Genomic DNA, 20,877 nt, shown 5'->3' on the forward strand with positions numbered 1-20,877 from the left:
TTACGAGATAAATCACCAGATTAATCAAGCACTATAGCACCATCTTTCCCCACTTTCAGTTTTGTTTTCGGGGTTTCTTTAGGTTTAGGAGCAACCTGTGATTGAGGATGTTTAGACTTCACTTGCTTTCTTCTATGAGACTGTCTCTCCTCCCGGAACTCTACTTTTGCCTTCTTGTAAGGAGTAAAATCTGTTACCTCTTTATATCTGAAACCTTCAGGATCTGTTGGATCTGTAACACGACGCATCGTTGTTATATATATCCCGTTATACTCATAAGCCGTATCGGTCAACATTGTACCTGCTTCATACCGTCTTCGATGTAGGATTTTCCCATTGGATTCATAAATATATTCCATACCTTCCTGTTGTCCATCGCGATAAAAAGCACGAACATAAAGCGGTAATACACCTTTCTTGTTGGGAGAATCATGATATTGTAAGTAAGGCCCATCAAGCAGTCCATCACGATAGGTCTGCATAACGGCTACACGACCTTCGTCATCATATTCATAATAACGCCCGTCTTTCTCTCCGTTTTTGTAGTCTACTTCACTGATTTTCCGCCCATTTCTCCCGTATTCTACCCAATGACCAACTTTCTTTTCAGTCTTTTTGTCAATATAACCCAACACACGTAATCTGCCATCAGCATCGTGTTCCATATATTTTTCTTGAGCAGTTGCTGCAATAGAGGTAAGAAAAAGCAGGCCTATAAATAGAGTCTTATTCATATTCACAATACATCATTAATCCTATTCTACTCAATTTTTATACTATATTCTTGAGACATTTGCGCTCCTTGCGCCCACTTTCCCGTATTGATATCAAAGCTATAGCTATGTATGTCATCATATCCGGAGCGACGACTTCTTTGTCCCAAGAACCAAATCTTATTGCCATAGCAGGCTCCAACACTTACACTTGAGAATCTTCTTAGAGCCTGCGTCCAAAGCACATTTCCTTCTTTGTCACGCATTTGGAATACAGAATTAGCATCCGGAGCCATGGAAGGATAGAATGTTATCAATAGTCTTTGGGCATCTTGATAAACTACACCGCCGTTAAAACCAATAAACCAATTTGTAACAGGAGTTGCACTAACCAATCGATTACCTGGATCATAAGAGAAAGTCTGACTTATCCAATTATAGAAACTAAAGTCTTGAGGATCGCCCAAATGATATTTTGCATGTACTTTCCATAGGCGCAGGAGACCACCTGCACTGCTTGTTTCTTCGCTTATATTTTTCTTATGCATTTCCCAATATGTAGTATCACGCACTTCACCATTCAGTTCTGATGGTGGAAGTCGCTTTGCAAACTTAAATGCCTCCTCCGAGTAAAGACGATTAGAAGCAGGGAAATAATAATAGGTTTCAGCTAAATTATTGTGCACTTCAAAGCCTTCACCATAATCACTATCAATGAATGTAATGGATGAAATACCAGTACTCATAGCCTGTTTTCCCTTAAAAAGTGACTTGGAGACATCCTTTATAACCAATGATTTAGGTTCTATCTCAAAGACATAACGCTTACCTATAATAAGAAACCAACGGTGAGCTTGCTGAAGATAGGATATACTTGTATTTGAAATAGAAGAGACAGACTCATCACGTGCATCCTCTTCAGACATGAAAAGCTGGTCCACGAGCACCTTACCTGTCGTTGCATCACGAAATCCAAGATAATAACCATTCACATATTTTGACTCATCCTGACCAAAACTTACAGTATAATCACGATCTGTCATATAAAAAACACATGCCTTTCCATCATGAATCATCGGAATCATTTCTTCGAAAGTCTCTCTCACACTCACAGAATCTTTTCCACCTGATGCAACACTACTTTCCCCAGTTTGAAACAAGAAAAATACAAATATGAATACAACAGCCAGTGGAATCAACAAAGCGACAATTCCAAGTTTCATTCCAATTCCCAGATCACTGCCGAAAGTTGATGACGACTGAAAGTCGTAATGATGATTTACATTAATATTAATGTCATCATCATCCAAGAAGAATTCCGTCCCGCAATTCAAGCATCTATAGCGTTTCTTATCTATCTGCTCATGCTTTTCACTACCGCATTGTGGACATTTAACAGCTTTTAATTTCGTTGCCATATATCAGATTAAACCTCTTTTGAATAATATACCGCCAAGAATAGCAGTATGGACTGCACTGCAGTCAGAATGATTGTGCATAGCAACCACCAGTTGTTGGTCCATTGTTCAGGTGCAAAGAAACCTGTAATAAATTCGAGGGCGCCAACACCTGCAAATACAAAACCCAGGCTCAAACGGTGAGTACTCTCTGCACGCCCTACGAAAGCAAATGCAAGCAACATTGTGTTAATGACAATCGCCATACTCGTGAAAAGCAAATTCAGAGGAGAATAGGCTGTAATCACAAGTCCTGCAAGCAGGTTTGCAACAAGTATGATAATGGAGATAATTAAGATTCTTTTCATAACTTCTCAAGGATTTCGTTCTTTTTCTTGTTATATTCTTCTTCGGTGATGAGTTGTTCATCCATAAGTTGCTTCAATTGTTTCAACCGAGCACTAACATCTGATGGCGCAGCTTCAGTTGAAGTTGCAGTGTTTTCCTTTGTACTGAAGAATTCTTTAGCCAGTTGAACACCTGCACCTACCTGCAATCCAGCACCTGCAAGACCTCCTTCCGTGCGCACAGCATCACGTAAAGCAGCCAGTTTCTGTACTCCGGCATAATCAAGATCAACTTCGGCTGCTGCCTGTTTCTCTGCAGTCATGTCCGCAATCTTACCGATGCGCGACAGCGTATCATCGTCAAAAGTGACAGAATCAACACGAAAATCGGTCAATACCAGCCCTAATCGCTGCAATTCTTCAGCTGTACAAGTCTGAAGATCTGCCGATAATTCCAACAAATGTTTATCCACTTCCGTGTAAGGGTAAGCTTTTTCTGCAAGAAAAGAGGTCAAAGGAGCGACGATACGTGACGACACAAGTTCACGGACTTCGCGGGAAGTATAATCACTTATTGAACCTAAAAGCGTGCTGAACATGGTTGCAGCATTATCAATCTTCACCGAGAAGTTACCACAAGCTCCCAAAGCTACCGGTATCTTATAGTTCGGTTCCATGTATTTCACAGGAGTCGCTGTGCCCCAAAGCACATTCACCATCTCTGCCGTTCGAAAGAAATAGAAGCGCATCTTGTGCTCACTCTCCATACTCTGTGCCAGATTGAGCAACGTTGTGATAAACGGATGATTGTCCGTTGCAAGTTCATAAGTGTCAGGTTCTGTCAGAGTAGCCTTCACTTTTCCATCATAAACAAGGAGACAACCCTGGCCGGGAGCAACGATGAGTTTACTCGAATTTTTAATTTCATCAGTAGTTGTTTCCATACAATGAAACAGGATATGCACATCTTGTTCTTTCCATTCTATGACGGAACGCAACTGTCGTTTGAAGAGATTTTTAATTTTCATAGATGTTGGTGTTAAATTAAAAGCGCACACATAACATGCACCCTATCCTTAAAAGTCTGCTACAAAATTAACTAATTTATTCCTAAACATTCTATAAAACCCTTTATTTTTTATCATTTCCTTCGCCACTTCCCCTATTTTCTCTATTTTCGTGAAGAAAGAAAATCTCAAAGAATGGGATGTATGTGGTATATAACTATCTGGCATAAAGCCTGTTCGGGCAATCAAGAAACACAGAGGAAACGAACCCTTCACCGTTCATTCAACCGACTGGACAGACAGCTTTGAGGAGCTTTGGGATTACCTTGTGCCTTCAGAAGACCATGCGCCGCCTGTCCAAGGCGAAGTAATCCACAGCTGTGGAAAGATAAGTCGCGAGCTTCTTGGCAATGGCTCATGCAACTGGAGCCATGAATATAAAAGACTACCACAGGTTCTCCCCGACTATTTTTCCATGGGAAACCCTATTCCTGCATCTGCCTTTTCTTCATCTCTGCAACCAAATCAGCAACAAGATGAAAACAAAGAATTAGCAGCCTTGGCTAAAAGTATTCATGCAGACAGCACGGAAGAAGACCTATACCGACTGACAGAACTGACTGTCAAATGGGTGATTGCCAACCCACAACCCATAAAACTGAAGCAAGTAAACTATCAAAAATAACAAAACAAGACAGGAGTTTCATTCAAAAGACATCACCGTGCAGTGCAAAAAGGAAACACTTGGCAAGCCATTGGTTCACTCTTTGATACATAGATAAACGGAGAAAGCAACACGCATAGCGTCAACTTTTCCTTTCAAGACATAGATTTCATTAGGAATAGGAATGCCACCGTTTAGCAAAATCAAAGGTCTCAAAGGAGACAAAGCTGTGTGAACAAGTCATATCTTGGAATATATCAAACAGAAACATCACCTCTAAAACGTCTTGCTTTCTGTAAAGATTATATCCATTTTTTAACACTTCCAGACCTCACCAAATAGAAATGAAAACTCACTTTCAATGTCTGTGCAAAGCCATTTTATGACTTCGACACCCTCGCTTTTATCACTTTGCCTTGTAACATCGGTCATTTCGTCTTGCTTTCTGTATCACTTTACCGTCTAAAGTGACTGAAAACATCACGCATTTTGATGCAGATTGCGAGGTAATTCAATAGAAAACGCAATGCTTTTCAGCATGGCATCACACTACAATCTACCTTGTATTTTGCAACACATTGATTGTCAACACATTATGATTTCCTCAAAAACAGGGCATATTTTGAATGAAAGAGCATTCCATTTCAAATACACGAGCATTGCAACGACAATCGTAAATGTTTTTCAAAAGAGTGGTTTTTACTTCCTTATTTGCAACTATACGAAACAACTCCTTTGATTTTGTGAACAACGTTTCTATCTGTCACCTGCCCACACCATGCTATCCATAGAGTATTGTGGCCTAATTCGTAGGACAGCATCTCTTCTGTTCCACCTGAAGAGCATATTAAAGTTTGTTTCCCTCCTTTGGGAAAACAACTATAGGCGTATAGTTCTTGGCCTCTTCGAAATCCATAAGAGCATAGGCAATGATGATAACGACGTCACCGACCTGGACTTTACGCGCAGCAGCACCATTCAAACAGATACAGCCGGAGCCACGTTCTCCCTTGATGATGTAGGTTTCAAACCGTTCACCATTATTGTTGTTGACAATCTGAACCTTCTCTCCTGCAATCAAATGGGCAGCATCCAATAAATCCTCATCTATCGTAATACTCCCCATATACTTCAGATTGGCTTCCGTAACCGTAACACAATGAAGCTTACTTTTTAATACTTCTATCATCATCTTATCTGTTCTCCCTATATCTGATATGATCAATGAGACGGATTGGAGTCTTGCCACAATAGACCGTGACACAGCCAACAACACCATCACACGCATTCCAATTATCAACCGTTTGAAGGCTATCGCCATCCACTATCTCAAAATATTCGACCTCAAGTCCGTTGACTGCGTTAATCTGTTCAACGACTTTATCGTGAGTTTCCTTGACAGTATGCGACTGTGAGAAGTCTACACTGTCTTTCAATGCTTGATATATTGCCGGAGCGATTGCGCGTTCCTCATCAGTCAGCAAACAGTTGCGGCTACTCATAGCCAAGCCATCTGCTTCACGGACAATCGGACATTCTACAATCTGTACATTACTATTAATGAACTTCACAAGTTGCTTGATGACCGCAATCTGCTGCCAATCTTTCTCTCCGAAATAGGCTTTATCCGGCTTTACAATATAAAACAAACGGCTGACAACCTGACACACGCCATTGAAATGGCCCGGACGACGCGCGCCTTCCATGACTGTTGAGACAGGAGGAAACTCAAAATGACGCATATCCGGAGTCGGATAAATCTCCTCTACGCTTGGGGCAAACAGATAATCTGCACCACAAGCTTCTGCCAACTGACAATCGGCTTCCAATGTACGAGGATAACGCTCAAGATCATTTTTATCATTAAACTGGGTAGGATTGAGGAACACAGAAACCACTGTCACTTCATTATCCTTCACACTGCGCCTGATCAAAGAAGCATGTCCCTCATGCAATGCTCCCATTGTAGGCACTAAACCAATCTTCTTCCCTTCTTTACGAGCACAGAAAAGCTCATTCTGAAGTTCAACTGTCTTTCTGAAAACTTTCATTCTATTTATTCAAATCGAACCGCAAAATAACAACTTTTTTCTTAAATAAGAAAGAATATTTTTAAAAATATGCCAATAAACACCCCTATTCCTGGCTTTATACGCATTTTTCTCACATTATTCGCATTTTTTTTATACCTTTGTAGCACTCAAATTTGAAAATTGACATGGCAAAGAAAGTATTATTCATCAATCAAGAAATTACTCCGTACGTTCCTGAAACGAATATGTCAATCATGGGACGTGACTTACCACAGAAAGCACAGGAGGCCGGACTTGAGATCAGAACGTTTATGCCCAAATGGGGTAATATCAATGAACGGCGTGGCCAACTGCATGAAGTGATTAGGCTTTCAGGTATGAATCTCATCATTGATGATACCGACCACCCTCTGATTATCAAGGTAGCGTCTATCCCACAATCAAGGATTCAGGTCTATTTTATAGATAATGATGATTATTTTACCAAGCGTCAGATGACAACAGATGAAGCAGGTGAAGAGTATGCTGATAATGGAGAGCGTGCCATTTTCTTTGCGCGAGGCGTCTTGGAGACAGTAAAGAAACTGCGATGGACTCCAGATATCATTCATTGTCAAGGCTGGATGAGTGCCGTTGTGCCTTTCTATATCAAGAAAGCCTACCACGAAGAGCCTTCATTTGCAAATACTAAGATAGTAACTTCGCTTTTCTCTGAGCAACTGAAAGGCGATTTAGGAAGTAAATTCAAATCAACCGTAGCTTTCAGAGATGCCAAGAAAGAATTGGTAGCAGGCTATAATGAGAAGTTTGACTTCTTTGAATTAGGGAAACTTGCAATCGACTACAGTGACGGTATCATTGAAGCTCGCCCCAAAGTCAATAAGAACCTGTTGGATTATGCAGCTGAAAAGAAATTGCCAGTTCTTAATTATCCAGGTGAAGATTTCATGAAGTCATATATAGACTTCTATGAAAAGATATGCCCATCAGGTGAAGAATAATCATATAAAACATTCATCAAAATGAAACTGAAAACGCTTACAAGCCTTTTACTTGTATCTCTGATTATAATTTCTTGTGACGATTCTACAGATGGTATCGGTACAACTCTCACAAATAAACGTGATCAGTTGGACATTACTACAGATACTTTCAATGTTACGACGAAATCTATTGCGGCCAATGCCGTACTGTCAAGGAACATCAGTGGCTATATTGGTAAATTCAAAGACCCCGAGACCGAAACAGATATTACAGCTGATTTCATGACACAGTTTGGTGTACTTGAGAACTTCTACCTCCCTGAATTCAAGAACATTGTGTCTAAGGAAAACGGTCTTGTCTATGCAGATTCATGTGAGATTAGACTGTATAACGAAGATACTGTCGGCGACTCTTTGGCGCCAATGCATTTGAAGATGTATGAATTAAGTAAGCCTGTCAGCGACAGTAAAGACTACTATACAAACTTTGATCCCGTTCAGGAGAACTATATTCGCAATGGAGGTCTCACCGTTGAAAAGGCATATACCTTAGCAGACGTAACGAGTTCGGACAAGGAAAAGAAAGCAAAAGGTTACAGTCCGAGCATTCGTATACCACTCAATAAGCCTTATACTGACAATAATGGAAAGACTTATAAGAACTATGGTACTTATATCATGCAGAAATATTACAGTCCGGATTCTGTAAATTTCAAGAATTCATATAAGCTGATTCATAACATCATGCCAGGCTTCTACTTCAAGTCTGTTGGGGGTTCTGGCTCTATCGGTAAGATTTTCAACTCTATTTTATTTGTCTACTTCCGCATGCAGTATAAGGATTCTGTGTATACAAGAGCTGCCACATTCGGTGGTACACAGGAAGTTATGCAGACTACTCACATCGTCAACGACGGCAATGCACTTCAGCAGTTGATAAATAATCAAAGCGACACTTATCTCAAAACACCAGCTGGTATCTTTACCCAGATGACTCTTCCTGTTGAGGAAATCGTTGCTGGACATGAGAAAGACAGCATCAATAGTGCTAAGATTACATTGCAGCGAATTAATAATTCATCAACAAACAACTATGCATTGGAAGCTCCCAAACAAGTGCTGATGATTCCTGTTGACAGCATACAAACATTCTTTGAACATCATAATTACACGAATTACAAGAACTCTTTTGTGGCAAAATTGAACCAAAACGGTTATACTTTCAACAATATCAGTTCTATTATTCGCACGATGTATGAGAGTAAGAAAAATGGAACTGCATCGCCAAACTGGAACCAAGTGGTTGTCATTCCAGTGACAACAACCAGCATGAGCATTCAAAACGGAGGATATACTTCGACCTATCAAACCGGAGTCTATCACGACATGTCGATAAAGAGCACCAAGATAGAGGGGGGGAATACACCTGTCAAGCTCACGGTGATATACAGTAAATTCAAATAGATCATCCAACATGGCTGATAATTTTCTTGAACGTCAACGTCAGAGTTACGAGGAACGCAAACAGCAATGGCTGAAAAACAAGAAACATCTCACCAAGATTAAAAGGCCTCGCCCTGAAAAACCCGAAGACGAAGCATTGTAGATAAATATAGATAAAGCCGAGACCACGTTACAAGTCTCGGCTTTATGTCCTGATTAACATAAATACAATTATGAAAAAACTCTTTTCAATCCTCCTTTTGACGGCATTAAGTATCGCTTCTTATGCAACAGAAAAGACCGTCTCACTTAGATTTATTGAGACCAGTGACGTACATGGAAGCTTCTTTCCTTACGACTTCACAAACCGTAAACCACGGCAAGGTTCAATGGCACGAGTAAGCAGTTATGTTAAACAACTGCGTAAACAATATGGCAATAACGTTGTCTTGCTTGACAATGGCGACATCTTGCAAGGACAACCTACCAGCTATTTCTACAACTATGTAGCCACTAATGACATCAATATTGCTGCAGAGGTCATCAATTATTTAGGCTATTCTGCCCAGACTATCGGCAACCATGACATCGAGCCGGGACATGCCGTATATGACAAATGGATTAAAGAAGTGAAATGCCCGGTTATTGCTTGCAATGTAATCAATAAGAAAACAGGCAAGCCCTACACACAACCTTACGCCATTCTGAAACGCAATGGCGTAAAGATAGCCGTTCTCGGCATGCTGACACCGGCTATTCCAAACTGGCTGACAGAAAATATTTGGAAAGGACTACGCTTTGAAGACATGGTCACTTCAGCAAAAAAATGGATGAAGATTATTCAAGAGAAAGAGCATCCTGACGTTGTTGTAGGCCTATTCCACAGTGGACGTGAAGGCGGAATCACAACAAGTGAATACCAAGAAGATGCGAGTTGCGCTGTAGCTAAGCAGGTTCCAGGCTTCGATGTCATTATGTTCGGTCATGACCACACGCGTTTCAACCAGAAGATAAAGAATATTGAGGGCAAGGAAGTGCTCTGTATAGACCCGGCCAACAATGCAATGACAGTGGCTCAAGCCGATGTTACACTCACGCTTCATAATGGGAAAGTAACTAAAAAGCAGGTTACAGGCACCTTAGTTGACGTTACCCAGATGCAAGTAGATGAAGAATACATGGCACATTTCAAGCCGCAGATTGCCAAAGTGAACAACTTTGTAGACCGAGTTATCGGTAATTTCACCAATACAATTTACACTCGTGACAGCTATTTCGGTTCAAGTGCGTTCAATGACTTTATCCTTAATCTTGAATTACAAATCACCAAGGCCGATATTGCCTTTAATGCCCCACTCCAATTCAATGCATCTATCAAGGCAGGTCCCGTGAGAGTGGCCGACATGTTCAATCTTTATAGGTTTGAAAATCAGCTTTACGTCATGCGGCTGACAGGTGAAGAAATCAGAAAACACCTTGAAATGAGCTATGACCTTTGGGTCAACACGATGAAATCTCCCGATGACCATCTTCTCCTTTTAGCTGATACACGCGGTGATGCCCAGCGTTTAGGCTTCAAGAACTTCACCTTCAACTTTGATTCAGCAGCAGGAATTGACTATATTGTCGACGTGACAAAGCCCGACGGCCAAAAGGTAAAGATACTGCAAATGTCAAACGGGCAGCCCTTTGACGAGCACAAATGGTACACTGTTGCTATTAATAGTTATCGTGGAAACGGCGGTGGAGAGTTGCTTACGAAAGGAGCAGGCATTCCAAAAGACAGTCTCAACAGCAGGATTATCTACCGCAGTCCACGCGACCAAAGATATTATCTGATGCAGGAAATTGAGAAGATGGGGACAGTGACTCCAAAGGCAAACAACAACTGGAAGTTTGTTCCGGAGAACTGGACCAAGCCTGCAGCAACACGCGACAGCTTGCTGTTGTTTGGTTATACGCCTAATCCTAAAGACGAAAAATAATGCAACGCCTTTGGTTTATATTCTGTAAAGGAGACATCATGCTTGAGAAACTCCCCGATGGAAGCTATACAATTCCAGAAGGGGAGCAAGCTCCTCTACCGACAAAAGAATGGACACACATTCTGAATGTCACGCCGATGGACAACGGAGAAGAGGTTAAAACCTTCATGATTGATAATCCTGTCAGCAACCATCCACGCTATGAGATGTGCGGCCTCCGCAAGAGTTTCTATTATCTATCCAACGAACTATATCTCAAGGCTGGTAAATGTCAGGAACTCCTTTACTGGGATCAAAACACAAAGTTCTGTGGAGTTTGCGGTGCACCGATGAAGATGCACACTGATATCAGCAAGCGTTGTATCAACTGTGGAAAGGAAGTGTGGCCTTCTTTGGCTACAGCTATCATCGTACTCATCCAAAGGAACGATGAAGTATTGCTTGTTCACGCCCGCAACTTCAAAGGCGACTTCTATGGACTCGTAGCAGGTTTTGTAGAAACTGGTGAGACTTTGGAAGAAGCCGTGCATCGCGAAGTGTTGGAAGAAACAGGAATAACCATTGAAAATCTCCATTATTTCGGCAGTCAGCCATGGCCCTATCCCAGCGGATTGATGATTGGTTTTACAGCCGATTACGTCAGTGGAAACATTCATCTGCAAAAAGAAGAATTGTCAAAAGGGGCATGGTTCACTAAAGATAATCTTCCCAATATTCCCGAAAAACTGAGTATTGCAAGAAGAATGCTTGATGACTGGATAATCAAATAAGCTGTCAAGCAAAACAACACGTAGGCCATTATTACTCTATCCAATGTAAACAACCTAAACATCTGCATGAGTCCACCATTCAACAGCAAACATCATTTAGGGCTGTAAACCTATAAACGAAATTTATGTTAATTTTCATCATATAAGTTTACAAATGCTTTCACGAGCTTTGCATATTTGAAACGAAAGGCTGTTTCGCTTAAAAAACACACTAACTTTTAACAACAAGCAAAACATTGACTATCAGAACATTACGGTTATTCCCACAAAATCAAACACAATATAACATCAAAAAGTGATGTCATTTGCGTCAAATCGCCATGTAACTTGCCACAGATTATCGCATGATATGACTCAAATAGCCATGCAATCTGCATCAAAACACAGCGTATCATGAATGATATTGCACACTAACCTCTTTGAAACAAAAAGATTACACCTATTTTTCTGCTATTCTTCTTCTATCTATGTCTGCCCTAAAGTGTTAAAAATGAGCAGCTAATTTTACAAAAATACAATTTGAATATCATATTATCTGAAGAAATCCACAACTGAAAGTAAGATATCTGAAGCCGTAAACTATTCTCCTTCTCTACACATAAAGACACAAAAGAAAACAGAAAGTAAAGGAGCTATCCATTCAAGATCAGAAAATGACAGAAGCAAAAGGCCTCGAAAGTTATTTTATAACAAACTCTCAAAGCTTTCCTTATTCTTTCTCACCTCTGAGAATTGGAAGCGAAATGTGGAATTTCACAGTAACAAAACGTATAAGGCATATTACAAGGAATGTGATGATTGCCGTAACGCCAACATTGAAACCGAAAGATACCAACAGCCAATAGACAAGACCTCCGCCCACACTTGCCATGGCATAAATATCCTTTTGGAAGATTACAGGCTCTTGATTGAGAAGCACATCTCTGATGATTCCGCCTGCAACTCCCGTAATACAGCCCATGATAATAGCCACCCAAAAGGGATGATCATACTGTAACGTCTTCTGCAGTCCTGCTATCGTGAACATGGCAAGCCCAAAAGTATCAGAAACAAGCCACGCATTTTCCATGCGATTGAGCCATTTTGCAAAGAGGATAACCACAAGCAATGCAAAGACCGTACAGGTGAAATAAATGCTTGAAGTCATCCAGAAAGGCGTTGCACCAAGCATCACATCACGTATGGTTCCACCACCAATGGCAACTGCAAAACCGCAAACGAAACCTCCAAACCAATCAAAATGCTTGGCTGCAGCCATGCGGATGCCCGAAATGGCAAAAGCAAAAGTACCGATAAATTCAATCAGTTGAAGTACCGTACGGGCTACTTCGGGATTAGGGCTTATCATAATTCCACGGCTTACTTATTGACAACATTCTGCGGATGGCCCTCTATGAAAGCCTTCACATTCTCTACACACATCTCCAACAAGCGCGAACGCGCCTCCTTTGTAGCCCAGGCTATATGCGGAGTAATGAATGCATTGGGTTGAGAAAACAGCGGATTATCGGCCGAAGGAGGCTCAATGCACATGACGTCTGCCCCATAACCGCCTAAATGACCACACTTCAAGGCCGCTGCAACATCGGCTTCATTGACTAATTGTCCGCGTCCCGTGTTAACCAACAAGGCCCCTTTCTTCATCTTCTTCAGTGCATCCTTATTTATCAACTCATATGTATCAGGAGTCAGAGGACAATGCAAAGAGAGAATATCACTCACAGCAAACAAACCATCAAGCGTTGTTTTCTGAATGCCTTCGGGTAAATCGGCCGAATTCTTACTGGTAAAAGCAAAGACATCCATACCGAAATCTTTTGCTATTCTCGCAACCTTACATCCGATGTTTCCCAATCCGACAATACCTAACACCTTGCCACTGATTTCAGGAAGTGGCGTATCCCAATAGCAGAAATCGGGGTTCTGACTCCACCGTCCCTCACGGTTCAGCTGTGCATAGTGTTCAATGCGATTGGTCATATTCAGAATATGAGCGAATGTCATCTGTGCAACACTGTCCGTACTATAAGCTGGAATATTTGAAACAACAATGCCATGAGCCTTTGCCGCAGCTATATCAACCACATTATAACCCGTGGCTAATACACCGATATATTTCAGTTTAGGCAATTGTTCGATAACTCCTTTCGTCACATTTACTTTATTTACGAGGATAATATCTGCATCTTTTGCTCTCTGAACCACGTCTTCCGGAGCCGTACGGTCGTTAAGAACGAACTCTCCCAACGCTTTCATAGCATCCCAACTCAAATCTCCGGGATTAGCTGCATATCCATCTAATTCGACAATCTTCATGTTTTCAACAATTTAGTTCTTATTCTTTGAAACGATCTCCCCAACAGTTTTCCATCTGTTTGTTGAGTTTCTCTTCGACAACACTGTGCTGCCCATGCCAGAAGCGAGTCTCTTTCAGCTCATCAGGCAGATACTGTTGTTCCGTGAAATGCCCGGGATAGTCGTGGGGATACTTATAACCGTCATGATAACCGAGTTCAGCCATCAGCTTAGTTGGGGCATTTCGTAAAGGAAGTGGAACAGGAAGATTCCCTGTTTCGCGTACCTTTGCCAATGCACTATCAATGGCAAGATAGGCAGAATTGCTTTTCTGACTCGTAGCCAAATAGACCGTAGCCTCTGCCAAAGGTATTCTTCCCTCGGGCCAGCCTATCTTCATGACAGCATCAAAAGCTGCATTGGCCATTAATAAGGCATTAGGATTGGCCAATCCCACGTCTTCTGCAGCACTGATAACAAGCCTGCGAGCAATGAACTGTGGATCTTCTCCACCCTCTATCATGCGCGCCAACCAGTAAAGGGCCGCATCAGGATCACTCCCGCGAATACTTTTAATGAAAGCCGAAATGATGTCGTAGTGCATCTCCCCATCCTTATCATAGGCTAAAGGATTTGTTTGTAGCCGACTTTCCACAAGCTTATCTGTTATGACAACCTCACTTTCGGAGGCCTCAACCACGAGTTCAAGAATGTTCAACAGCTTTCGGGCATCTCCCCCACTGTAACGTAACAGCGCCCCACTCTCTCTCAATTCAATATGCTTCTTCTTCAGTTCTACATCTGTGGTAATGGCTCTGTTGACCAATTGCAACATGTCCTCCTTATCAAGTGACTTCAAAACATAAAGCTGACAACGTGAGAGCAGAGGACGTATAACCTCAAAAGAAGGATTTTCTGTCGTTGCGCCAATTAAAGTAACGACACCACGCTCAACAGCACCCAACAGAGAATCCTGCTGCGACTTGCTGAAACGATGAATTTCATCAATAAAAAGAATCGGTGAGGCAGTATTGAAAAAGCGATTATTCTTTGCCTTTTCTATCACGTCGCGCACATCTTTTACTCCACTTGTCACAGCACTTAATGTGTAGAACGGAGTTTCAAGTTTGTTGGCAATGATTTGTGCGAGCGTGGTTTTTCCTACTCCTGGGGGACCCCATAATATAAAAGAAGAAATGCGTCCGGCGTCAATCATCTTGCGCAAGACGGCACCTCGTCCGACAAGATGCTGCTGACCAACATATTCATCGAGCGAATGAGGCCGCATTCTTTCTGCCAAAGGTTCACTCATAATTGTATGCAAAAATAAAAATTTCACATGAGATAGCAAAAAAATCTATGCTAAAAGTTTGTGAATATGATGCAAAGTATATACTTTTGCAACAAAGAAATAACGTATATATGAGACAGCAAAAAGTTCTAACACTAAAGACACTAAACAAAAGCAATGTGTGGGATATTCAGGAAAATGATGTATACAGAATGTGGAACGCAGCTGAAAAGGAAGCTGATTTGAAAGATAATGTACGCCAATATGTTGATATCCTCCGCAGTGCTTTTGACATTGAAGAAGTTAAAATCGACAGACCTGAAGTCATTTCCAAATATGAAGCACGTGGTTTCAAAGTCGGTTTCGTTAAGATCGATGACAGCACAAAAGTGAAATGGGCTATCAAAAAGCGTCCTATTCTTCGCGTAACCGACCTTACTTACGAAAATATTCACCACATCTCTGCAGCTAAATTGCTTGAAGTTCTTGAGCGTAATTTTGGCGGAGGATGGGAAAGTCTGTCACAGAGTATTCAAGACATCATCGAACAAGGCTTTGACATCAGCACCACCACCCTACCCAAAGATCGTCTTCATAAGCCGGGAGGCATGTACGAGAGGAAGGTGAACGATGGCTATGAAGTTCTTGAAATTGAAAAAGGGACATGGGTTGAAGCTATCTTTGCCAAGGAAAAACCAGAGATGTATAGAACTAAGATTAAGTTTGAGCCCAGCGATGAAATAACAGAAGAAGATATGCCCAAGTCACAGGAAGACGAAGAAGATGATGTTATTGTAGAAGATCACTACAATGATATTGAAGAAGATGACGACACATTTGATGAGGATAAATTGACCGAAGAAAGCTATCGTACAACTTATGATGAAGACCCGGAATCACTTGATCTGCAAGCATCAGAAATGAGTGATGACGAAGAATATTAATTCTATATCTTGAAGTTTGAATATTGAATATAAAGGACGTATCACTCAAAATAAACATTTTATTGAGTGATACGTCTCTTTTAAAATACAATTATGCGCCATCTTTCACAGAAAGATGACGCATAATGAAAATATAAATCAAAAATTTAACCTTTAGATAATCTTTCTTTCAGGAATATTATAGGGAAAACAAATGCTGTTTTGAAATACCTATAACGTGTATGTGGTTCTTTATACATCCGGTAAATAAAACGTAAACCATGCCTATCAATCCATTCTGGATAATATTCAGCTTTATCCTTTGCAATCTGATGGATAAAGCCACCACAAGTAAAGCCAACTCCGAGATACCCCGCATCTTTAACTTTTAGCAAAAAATCTTCCTGTTTTACAATTCCCATCCCCACAATCAAGAAATCAGGTTTTAATAAAACGATCTTATGCACTGTATCCATCTTTTCTTCATTGGTATTAAAATAGCCATTACGAAAATACAGTATGGACAATTTTGGATATTTCGCAATTAAAATCTTTACAGCTTGTTCTATACTCTCTTGTTTTGATGCAACTATAGCAATACTTTTCCCATTATCTTGTGCATAATCAAACAATACAGGCGCTAAAGATGTCATATCAAAACTCCGTCTTTGAATAGTCTTGCCATAGAAGAACTTTACTGCCTTAACTAGCAATCCTCCATCTGCAAAAATACCATCATATTGAGTGAAAAGCTCCTTATGTTTTATGGCATCAAGATAAGAAACAGGATTAAGGAAAGTGTAAATACTACCCTTCTGAAGAGAATTAAATCTAAGAAAACGCTCATCCGAGCGTATCAAACAAGAAACAAGCTTATCTTTCATTTCAATAATTGGAAATAAATTGTTGTTTAGCTAAAGGATAACATTTTATCCACCGTACTTTGAAGTCAGTGGAGACAGAAACTCTATGGATTACCGGGACACTTACATTGTAACAGAAATGAATATAAAAGCTGTAACTAATATAGAAATAATCCATCACAACATTATTCCAAATTAATCAACATATAATTTACTGAGTTCAACTATACGCTTACAACTGTCAGCATCATGATATTTGTAAATAAGCTTACTTAATCTTCGGCGCTTCTCGGCATAGACATCTTTTCCTGCAATAAAATCATCAAGGAAATTCCAAAACTCAATTTTCCTCTTTATGATATGCCCACCCATATAATTTTCAATATCAGGGAAATTAAAACCACGCTTCTCTCCGTATTCATCAATATCTGGTACAACATAGGCTTGTGGTTTATCCGTTAATAAATATTGCATTGAGGCAGAGGAATAATCACCAACTAAACCGTCAACTTGAGCCATCATTGGAAATAAAGAATAACCTGCCTTTTGAAATTCATCATTTGTATAAATATCAAGATGTGAAAAATGTCTTTGCTTATTTCCTAAATTCTTTTGCGCAGGATGTATCTTGACAATAAGCTTAATATTCCGCTTTTTAAGCTGTTCGTTCAAAAAAGGGTAATCATTTTCAGAGAATAACGGCAGCAAATTCTCCATCAGAGAATCGTCATAACCAAGATAATCTGATTGACGGAAAGTAGGCATCCAAAGAAGAACTTTATTAAATGACTTAAAATCATACAAGTTATGTGGACTTGTTAAAAGTTGGTCTACCATTGGATCACCAAGAACCTTAATATTTTCTTCCTTGCAAGCATACTCCTTTACCATAATCGGGACGAAGACATCGGAGGAGGCTATCATATAGGTGAAATAGAACTCTTGACCATTATTAATCTTTGTATTTAATCCCATCGTCTTAAAATTTGAATTTCCATGCTGAAGATGAATGACAATCTGGGGTTTCGAGGGTTTTATTGGTATCTGCCCCGCTGAATAAAATACATGCTTTGAGCGTAAAAAGGTCCATATAACTTTGGTCTTACTAACAAATTCCCAAGGACCTTCATCCTTATACTTCAGACTTTCTATTCCACATATAATACGATATTTCTGACCAAATCCCTGATTCTGCAAATATTGACGAAGAGGTATCAAACTATGCCCTATTCCCTTGTTAGCAGAGTAAATTAAGATCTTCTTATCACTCTTAGGAACAAATTTATTTAATAATGAGAAGATTGGGAAAAAGTTCGTCTTCAATATCTTCTTCAAGAACACATTACGAAACATAAACGTCTATTATAATTTTAAAATTCTAATTTAATAACACTTACTGCCTAAAGATTTTTTTAGACATGATTTAATTATTTCCAATAAGTTACACAGATATCATTTTTCGAGATTTAATTTTGTACTTTTGTAAACCGTATTGCAAAAAGTAGAATTCATAAACCTGGGAAAGACGTACTCAGTCAGACTATGTCGCTTATACTCAGATATAAGTTCGACAAGTGCATAAAGAGTTTCAATGGCAACAGGATGCTTTCGGGCTAAAAATGTAGAAACCAACTGAAATTGAACCTGTACAGCTTGTCATATTATAATCTCATAATATATAAGCATCACACTTAGTATATTCATCTTCAATCAATGCACAAACCCGATTCGCCATTGTGAACCTATTTCCACCAATAACACCCATTACAACTTTTTAATTTATTTGTTGTAAAATTCTATAAGTCTTTGACCTTCATTATAAATATCATATCCTGCTAATTCTATAAGATTCTTATTTTGCTGTGCGCGATGAAACCTATCACCTACAGGAAACTGTTTCAAACAATTAGCCCAAAAATCTTTTCCCTTTTCTAATGGAAGTCTAAAAATATCTTTCCCAATACAAACTGCATCAGTAATAACATCTGAAACAAAACAGGGAAGACCAGAACATTGGGCCTCCACAACAGAAAGAGGCATACCTTCATACAAAGAAGGGAAAAGGAAGATATCCATTACTTGTAGAAAATCTTGAGCATTCGACTTTAGCCCTGTCAATATCACTACATTTGAGATATTAAGTCGATTACATTTTTCTTCGATCTCTTTACGCAACACTCCATCACCCACAAGTAATAACTTTGACGCTGGATTCAATAAATGATAATCCGCAAAAACATCCAATAAAAAAGAATGATTTTTTGGTTCATAAAACTTACCTACATGCCCAATAACCAAGTCAGTATCATCTATTCCATATTGCTTACGCAGGCAATTACGTATTCCCTCATTAAAAAAATATCTCTTGATATCAATTGCATTCTTAAGAATTTTAAAATTTGAATGATAAAGCCATTCACCCGCTTCTTTTGAACATGCAATAGCACTTGTGTATAACTTTCTATAAAAAGGCAATAAAAAGAAATTTAGTATTGGATGAAGTGTTCTACTTGTATGGTTATGTACGATTCTATTTCGAACACCTGCCTGCTTAGCAGCTAAAAGTTCTAACGATGCCGTAGCGCTATTTGCATTAATATGAACAACATCATATTGCCTACATAACTGTCTTAATGATATAAAATATCTAATAATATTTTCCCGTTTGGGTAATTGAAAATAATAACTTCCGTTCTGATGAAGTTCATCCAACAATACTTTTTGAGCTACGTTTGAGCTACAAAAATCTATTTGATAAGTATTGTGAGGTAAGACACGATAATAATTCATCATAACTGTGGTTAAACCTCCTGTAGGAGTGAAAGCAGTTGTAATAACTATCAAAACTTTCTTCATTTTTAACTCTTTTGATTTGACATTTTTTTTCTAAAAATCCTGCAAAGATCACTTTGTCTGACACGTTAGTCAACAACATACTTCCTGCAGCTATAGTAATATTGTTTCCCATCTTATAGAACAAAGAATAGTTATCCTCACTCCTATATAACAGCTATCACCTTATCATATATAAAGGTCTACACTCCACCATCAGTCTTTATTTTTGAAATATTCTAACCAAAGATGATTTACTATGTTCCCTTAATCATGTTGTTCTATACCATATCAACATTTTCTATATAGGATTTTTATATTCATAATCCAAAAGCTTTCTGAAATATACTCTCTCAAATCTACAAATTATAGTATCATGCTAAAATCTTATATAAAAATTGCCAAAAAGAACGTTTAATATATAAAATCAAACGAACGCGCCAATCTAAAAAACATAGCTTATCTTTATGACTTAGCAATTTTTCAACTAATGAATTATAAAATTCATCATGTCCATCGACATAACACCAATGTTTAAGATTCCAACCTAAAATTTTTATTTCAGCAAATTCTATTTCAGATAAATACCTTACATCATTTCGTTTAAAAAAACATCTTAAAATATCTAATGTCTGAAATGTCTGCAGATCATTTTCCTCTTTGTGGCAATTTGTATATGAACCATCATTTTCTTTATTATAATAATAATAAGTATTATAGATCCAAGAAACAGAATGAGCAAAATATAACAGCTGAGGAAAAACCTGATAATCCTCACTGTTATTTACACCTGGAACATTATGAATACCATTTTCTGTGTATAATGATTTACGTATCAGTCTTCCCCAAATCCGTGAAGAAATACTTCTATTAATAATTTTTGCTAAATATTCTTCTTTATCTGATATAACATTTTCTGCTGATAGTACCTTTCTTTTGCTATAAACATAAAACGCAGGACAAGTAATAATATCTGCAGAAGATTTCAATTGTTCTTTGACAAGAAACTCTACTAAATTCTTGTCAATATAATCGTCTGAGTCTATATGCAAAATGAAATCTCCTAATGCATTATTTATAGCACTATTCCGAGCTGCAGCTAATCCACGATTACTTTTATGCCTGATAATACGCACCTGTTCCTTACGAAAATCATAATTATCTAATACTCCTAAAATGATATCAACACTTTCATCGGGACTACAATCATCAATAAATATGTATTCTATATTTTTATAGGTTTGTTTAAATAAAGATTCACAACATCTCTTTATAAATTTCTTTACGCCATATACAGGTACACAAATTGATACTTTTAGCTGTTCCATAAA

20 protein-coding genes are annotated in these 20,877 nt (G+C 39.0%); 7 read left to right on the plus strand and 13 right to left on the minus strand.

The annotated features are described in order from the left end of the window. Positions 1–20: 20 nt before the first annotated feature. Genes EL210_RS08255 through EL210_RS08270 form a run of 4 tightly spaced genes read right to left on the minus strand, consistent with a single transcriptional unit; the run spans position 21 to position 3,485 of the window. A complete protein-coding gene (locus EL210_RS08255; protein WP_018919102.1) occupies positions 21–734 on the minus strand; it encodes a toxin-antitoxin system YwqK family antitoxin in 714 nt (237 codons plus the stop codon). Positions 735–760: 26 nt separating this feature from the next. Beyond that, positions 761–2,131 carry a hypothetical protein gene (locus tag EL210_RS08260; protein WP_018919103.1) on the minus strand — a complete coding sequence of 457 codons (1,371 nt, stop codon included), beginning with the start codon at positions 2,129–2,131 and terminating at the stop codon, positions 761–763. Positions 2,132–2,139: 8 nt separating this feature from the next. Further along, on the minus strand, positions 2,140–2,478 hold the full coding sequence (locus tag EL210_RS08265; RefSeq protein WP_018919104.1) for a hypothetical protein: 339 nt from the start codon (positions 2,476–2,478) through the stop codon (positions 2,140–2,142). Beyond that, entirely contained in the window at positions 2,475–3,485 is a 1,011-nt protein-coding gene (locus EL210_RS08270; protein ID WP_018919105.1) for an SPFH domain-containing protein, read from the minus strand. The genes EL210_RS08265 and EL210_RS08270 overlap by 4 nt, the downstream gene beginning before the upstream one ends. Before the next feature lie 307 nt (positions 3,486–3,792). On the opposite strand from EL210_RS08270, the gene EL210_RS08275 reads away from it, so the two are divergent. Then, on the plus strand, positions 3,793–4,149 hold the full coding sequence (locus EL210_RS08275) for a hypothetical protein (protein WP_018919106.1): 357 nt from the start codon (positions 3,793–3,795) through the stop codon (positions 4,147–4,149). 826 nt (positions 4,150–4,975) lie between these two features. Here the strand turns inward: EL210_RS08275 and panD are convergent. Both panD and panC read right to left on the minus strand, forming a co-directional pair. Further along, entirely contained in the window at positions 4,976–5,320 is a 345-nt protein-coding gene (gene panD / locus EL210_RS08280) for an aspartate 1-decarboxylase (protein ID WP_004376447.1), read from the minus strand. A gap of 1 nt (position 5,321) precedes the next feature. Next, positions 5,322–6,179 carry a pantoate--beta-alanine ligase gene (gene panC / locus EL210_RS08285; protein WP_018919108.1) on the minus strand — a complete coding sequence of 286 codons (858 nt, stop codon included), beginning with the start codon at positions 6,177–6,179 and terminating at the stop codon, positions 5,322–5,324. A gap of 167 nt (positions 6,180–6,346) precedes the next feature. Here panC and EL210_RS08290 point away from each other — a divergent pair, with 167 nt between their 5' ends. From EL210_RS08290 to nudC, 5 genes are all read left to right on the plus strand, one after another. Next, positions 6,347–7,162, plus strand: a complete 816-nt coding sequence (locus tag EL210_RS08290) for a glycogen/starch synthase (RefSeq protein ID WP_018919109.1) — start codon at positions 6,347–6,349, stop codon at positions 7,160–7,162. A gap of 21 nt (positions 7,163–7,183) precedes the next feature. Beyond that, positions 7,184–8,608, plus strand: coding sequence for a DUF4270 domain-containing protein (locus tag EL210_RS08295; RefSeq protein ID WP_018919110.1), 1,425 nt, complete (start codon positions 7,184–7,186; stop codon positions 8,606–8,608). A 10-nt stretch (positions 8,609–8,618) separates the two neighbouring features. After that, the gene (locus tag EL210_RS08300) at positions 8,619–8,750 is read left to right on the plus strand and encodes a hypothetical protein (protein WP_004374933.1); all 132 of its coding nucleotides are present in this window, start codon (positions 8,619–8,621) and stop codon (positions 8,748–8,750) included. A gap of 70 nt (positions 8,751–8,820) precedes the next feature. Then, positions 8,821–10,572: a bifunctional metallophosphatase/5'-nucleotidase gene (locus EL210_RS08305; RefSeq protein ID WP_018919111.1), complete on the plus strand. Its 1,752-nt coding sequence runs from the start codon at positions 8,821–8,823 to the stop codon at positions 10,570–10,572. Next, positions 10,572–11,342 carry an NAD(+) diphosphatase gene (gene nudC / locus EL210_RS08310; RefSeq protein WP_018919112.1) on the plus strand — a complete coding sequence of 257 codons (771 nt, stop codon included), beginning with the start codon at positions 10,572–10,574 and terminating at the stop codon, positions 11,340–11,342. The genes EL210_RS08305 and nudC overlap by 1 nt, the downstream gene beginning before the upstream one ends. A gap of 709 nt (positions 11,343–12,051) precedes the next feature. On the opposite strand, the gene EL210_RS08315 is transcribed toward nudC, so the two are convergent. The 3 genes from EL210_RS08315 to EL210_RS08325 are packed head-to-tail and all read right to left on the minus strand — an operon-like array spanning position 12,052 to position 14,949. Then, positions 12,052–12,690 carry a trimeric intracellular cation channel family protein gene (locus EL210_RS08315; protein ID WP_018919113.1) on the minus strand — a complete coding sequence of 213 codons (639 nt, stop codon included), beginning with the start codon at positions 12,688–12,690 and terminating at the stop codon, positions 12,052–12,054. 11 nt (positions 12,691–12,701) lie between these two features. After that, positions 12,702–13,658 carry a D-2-hydroxyacid dehydrogenase gene (locus EL210_RS08320; RefSeq protein WP_018919114.1) on the minus strand — a complete coding sequence of 319 codons (957 nt, stop codon included), beginning with the start codon at positions 13,656–13,658 and terminating at the stop codon, positions 12,702–12,704. 19 nt (positions 13,659–13,677) lie between these two features. Further along, a complete protein-coding gene (locus EL210_RS08325; protein ID WP_018919115.1) occupies positions 13,678–14,949 on the minus strand; it encodes a replication-associated recombination protein A in 1,272 nt (423 codons plus the stop codon). A gap of 110 nt (positions 14,950–15,059) precedes the next feature. Between EL210_RS08325 and EL210_RS08330 the strand changes: the two genes are divergently transcribed. Next, positions 15,060–15,872, plus strand: coding sequence for a hypothetical protein (locus tag EL210_RS08330; protein WP_018919116.1), 813 nt, complete (start codon positions 15,060–15,062; stop codon positions 15,870–15,872). Between the two features lie 146 nt (positions 15,873–16,018). On the opposite strand, the gene EL210_RS08335 is transcribed toward EL210_RS08330, so the two are convergent. The 4 genes from EL210_RS08335 to EL210_RS08350 all read right to left on the minus strand — a co-directional run bounded on the left by EL210_RS08335 (position 16,019) and on the right by EL210_RS08350 (position 20,874). Further along, positions 16,019–16,735 carry a WecB/TagA/CpsF family glycosyltransferase gene (locus EL210_RS08335; RefSeq protein ID WP_018919117.1) on the minus strand — a complete coding sequence of 239 codons (717 nt, stop codon included), beginning with the start codon at positions 16,733–16,735 and terminating at the stop codon, positions 16,019–16,021. Between the two features lie 174 nt (positions 16,736–16,909). Further along, the gene (locus EL210_RS08340; protein ID WP_232000466.1) at positions 16,910–18,055 is read right to left on the minus strand and encodes a CDP-glycerol glycerophosphotransferase family protein; all 1,146 of its coding nucleotides are present in this window, start codon (positions 18,053–18,055) and stop codon (positions 16,910–16,912) included. 438 nt (positions 18,056–18,493) lie between these two features. Further along, a complete protein-coding gene (locus EL210_RS08345) occupies positions 18,494–19,570 on the minus strand; it encodes a glycosyltransferase family 1 protein (protein ID WP_018919119.1) in 1,077 nt (358 codons plus the stop codon). Positions 19,571–19,920: 350 nt separating this feature from the next. Next, the gene (locus EL210_RS08350; protein ID WP_018919120.1) at positions 19,921–20,874 is read right to left on the minus strand and encodes a glycosyltransferase family 2 protein; all 954 of its coding nucleotides are present in this window, start codon (positions 20,872–20,874) and stop codon (positions 19,921–19,923) included. Positions 20,875–20,877 lie beyond the last annotated feature (3 nt).

Source organism: Segatella oris (assembly GCF_900637655.1).
GTDB classification, from domain to species: domain Bacteria; phylum Bacteroidota; class Bacteroidia; order Bacteroidales; family Bacteroidaceae; genus Prevotella; species Prevotella oris.

Excerpts from the sequence above, each read along its gene's own strand:
- EL210_RS08330 (WP_018919116.1), top strand. The coding sequence starts at position 15,060 with ATGAGACAGCAAAAAGTTCTAACACTAAAGACACTAAACAAAAGCAAT.
- EL210_RS08295 (WP_018919110.1), top strand. The coding sequence starts at position 7,184 with ATGAAACTGAAAACGCTTACAAGCCTTTTACTTGTATCTCTGATTATA.
- EL210_RS08300 (WP_004374933.1), top strand. The coding sequence starts at position 8,619 with ATGGCTGATAATTTTCTTGAACGTCAACGTCAGAGTTACGAGGAACGC.
- EL210_RS08265 (WP_018919104.1), bottom strand. The coding sequence starts at position 2,478 with ATGAAAAGAATCTTAATTATCTCCATTATCATACTTGTTGCAAACCTG.
- EL210_RS08260 (WP_018919103.1), bottom strand. The coding sequence starts at position 2,131 with ATGGCAACGAAATTAAAAGCTGTTAAATGTCCACAATGCGGTAGTGAA.
- EL210_RS08335 (WP_018919117.1), bottom strand. The coding sequence starts at position 16,735 with ATGAAAGATAAGCTTGTTTCTTGTTTGATACGCTCGGATGAGCGTTTT.
- nudC (WP_018919112.1), top strand. The coding sequence starts at position 10,572 with ATGCAACGCCTTTGGTTTATATTCTGTAAAGGAGACATCATGCTTGAG.
- EL210_RS08255 (WP_018919102.1), bottom strand. The coding sequence starts at position 734 with ATGAATAAGACTCTATTTATAGGCCTGCTTTTTCTTACCTCTATTGCA.
- EL210_RS08350 (WP_018919120.1), bottom strand. The coding sequence starts at position 20,874 with ATGGAACAGCTAAAAGTATCAATTTGTGTACCTGTATATGGCGTAAAG.
- EL210_RS08325 (WP_018919115.1), bottom strand. The coding sequence starts at position 14,949 with ATGAGTGAACCTTTGGCAGAAAGAATGCGGCCTCATTCGCTCGATGAA.
- EL210_RS08345 (WP_018919119.1), bottom strand. The coding sequence starts at position 19,570 with ATGAAGAAAGTTTTGATAGTTATTACAACTGCTTTCACTCCTACAGGA.
- EL210_RS08270 (WP_018919105.1), bottom strand. The coding sequence starts at position 3,485 with ATGAAAATTAAAAATCTCTTCAAACGACAGTTGCGTTCCGTCATAGAA.
- panD (WP_004376447.1), bottom strand. The coding sequence starts at position 5,320 with ATGATGATAGAAGTATTAAAAAGTAAGCTTCATTGTGTTACGGTTACG.
- EL210_RS08290 (WP_018919109.1), top strand. The coding sequence starts at position 6,347 with ATGGCAAAGAAAGTATTATTCATCAATCAAGAAATTACTCCGTACGTT.
- EL210_RS08315 (WP_018919113.1), bottom strand. The coding sequence starts at position 12,690 with ATGATAAGCCCTAATCCCGAAGTAGCCCGTACGGTACTTCAACTGATT.
- EL210_RS08320 (WP_018919114.1), bottom strand. The coding sequence starts at position 13,658 with ATGAAGATTGTCGAATTAGATGGATATGCAGCTAATCCCGGAGATTTG.
- panC (WP_018919108.1), bottom strand. The coding sequence starts at position 6,179 with ATGAAAGTTTTCAGAAAGACAGTTGAACTTCAGAATGAGCTTTTCTGT.
- EL210_RS08305 (WP_018919111.1), top strand. The coding sequence starts at position 8,821 with ATGAAAAAACTCTTTTCAATCCTCCTTTTGACGGCATTAAGTATCGCT.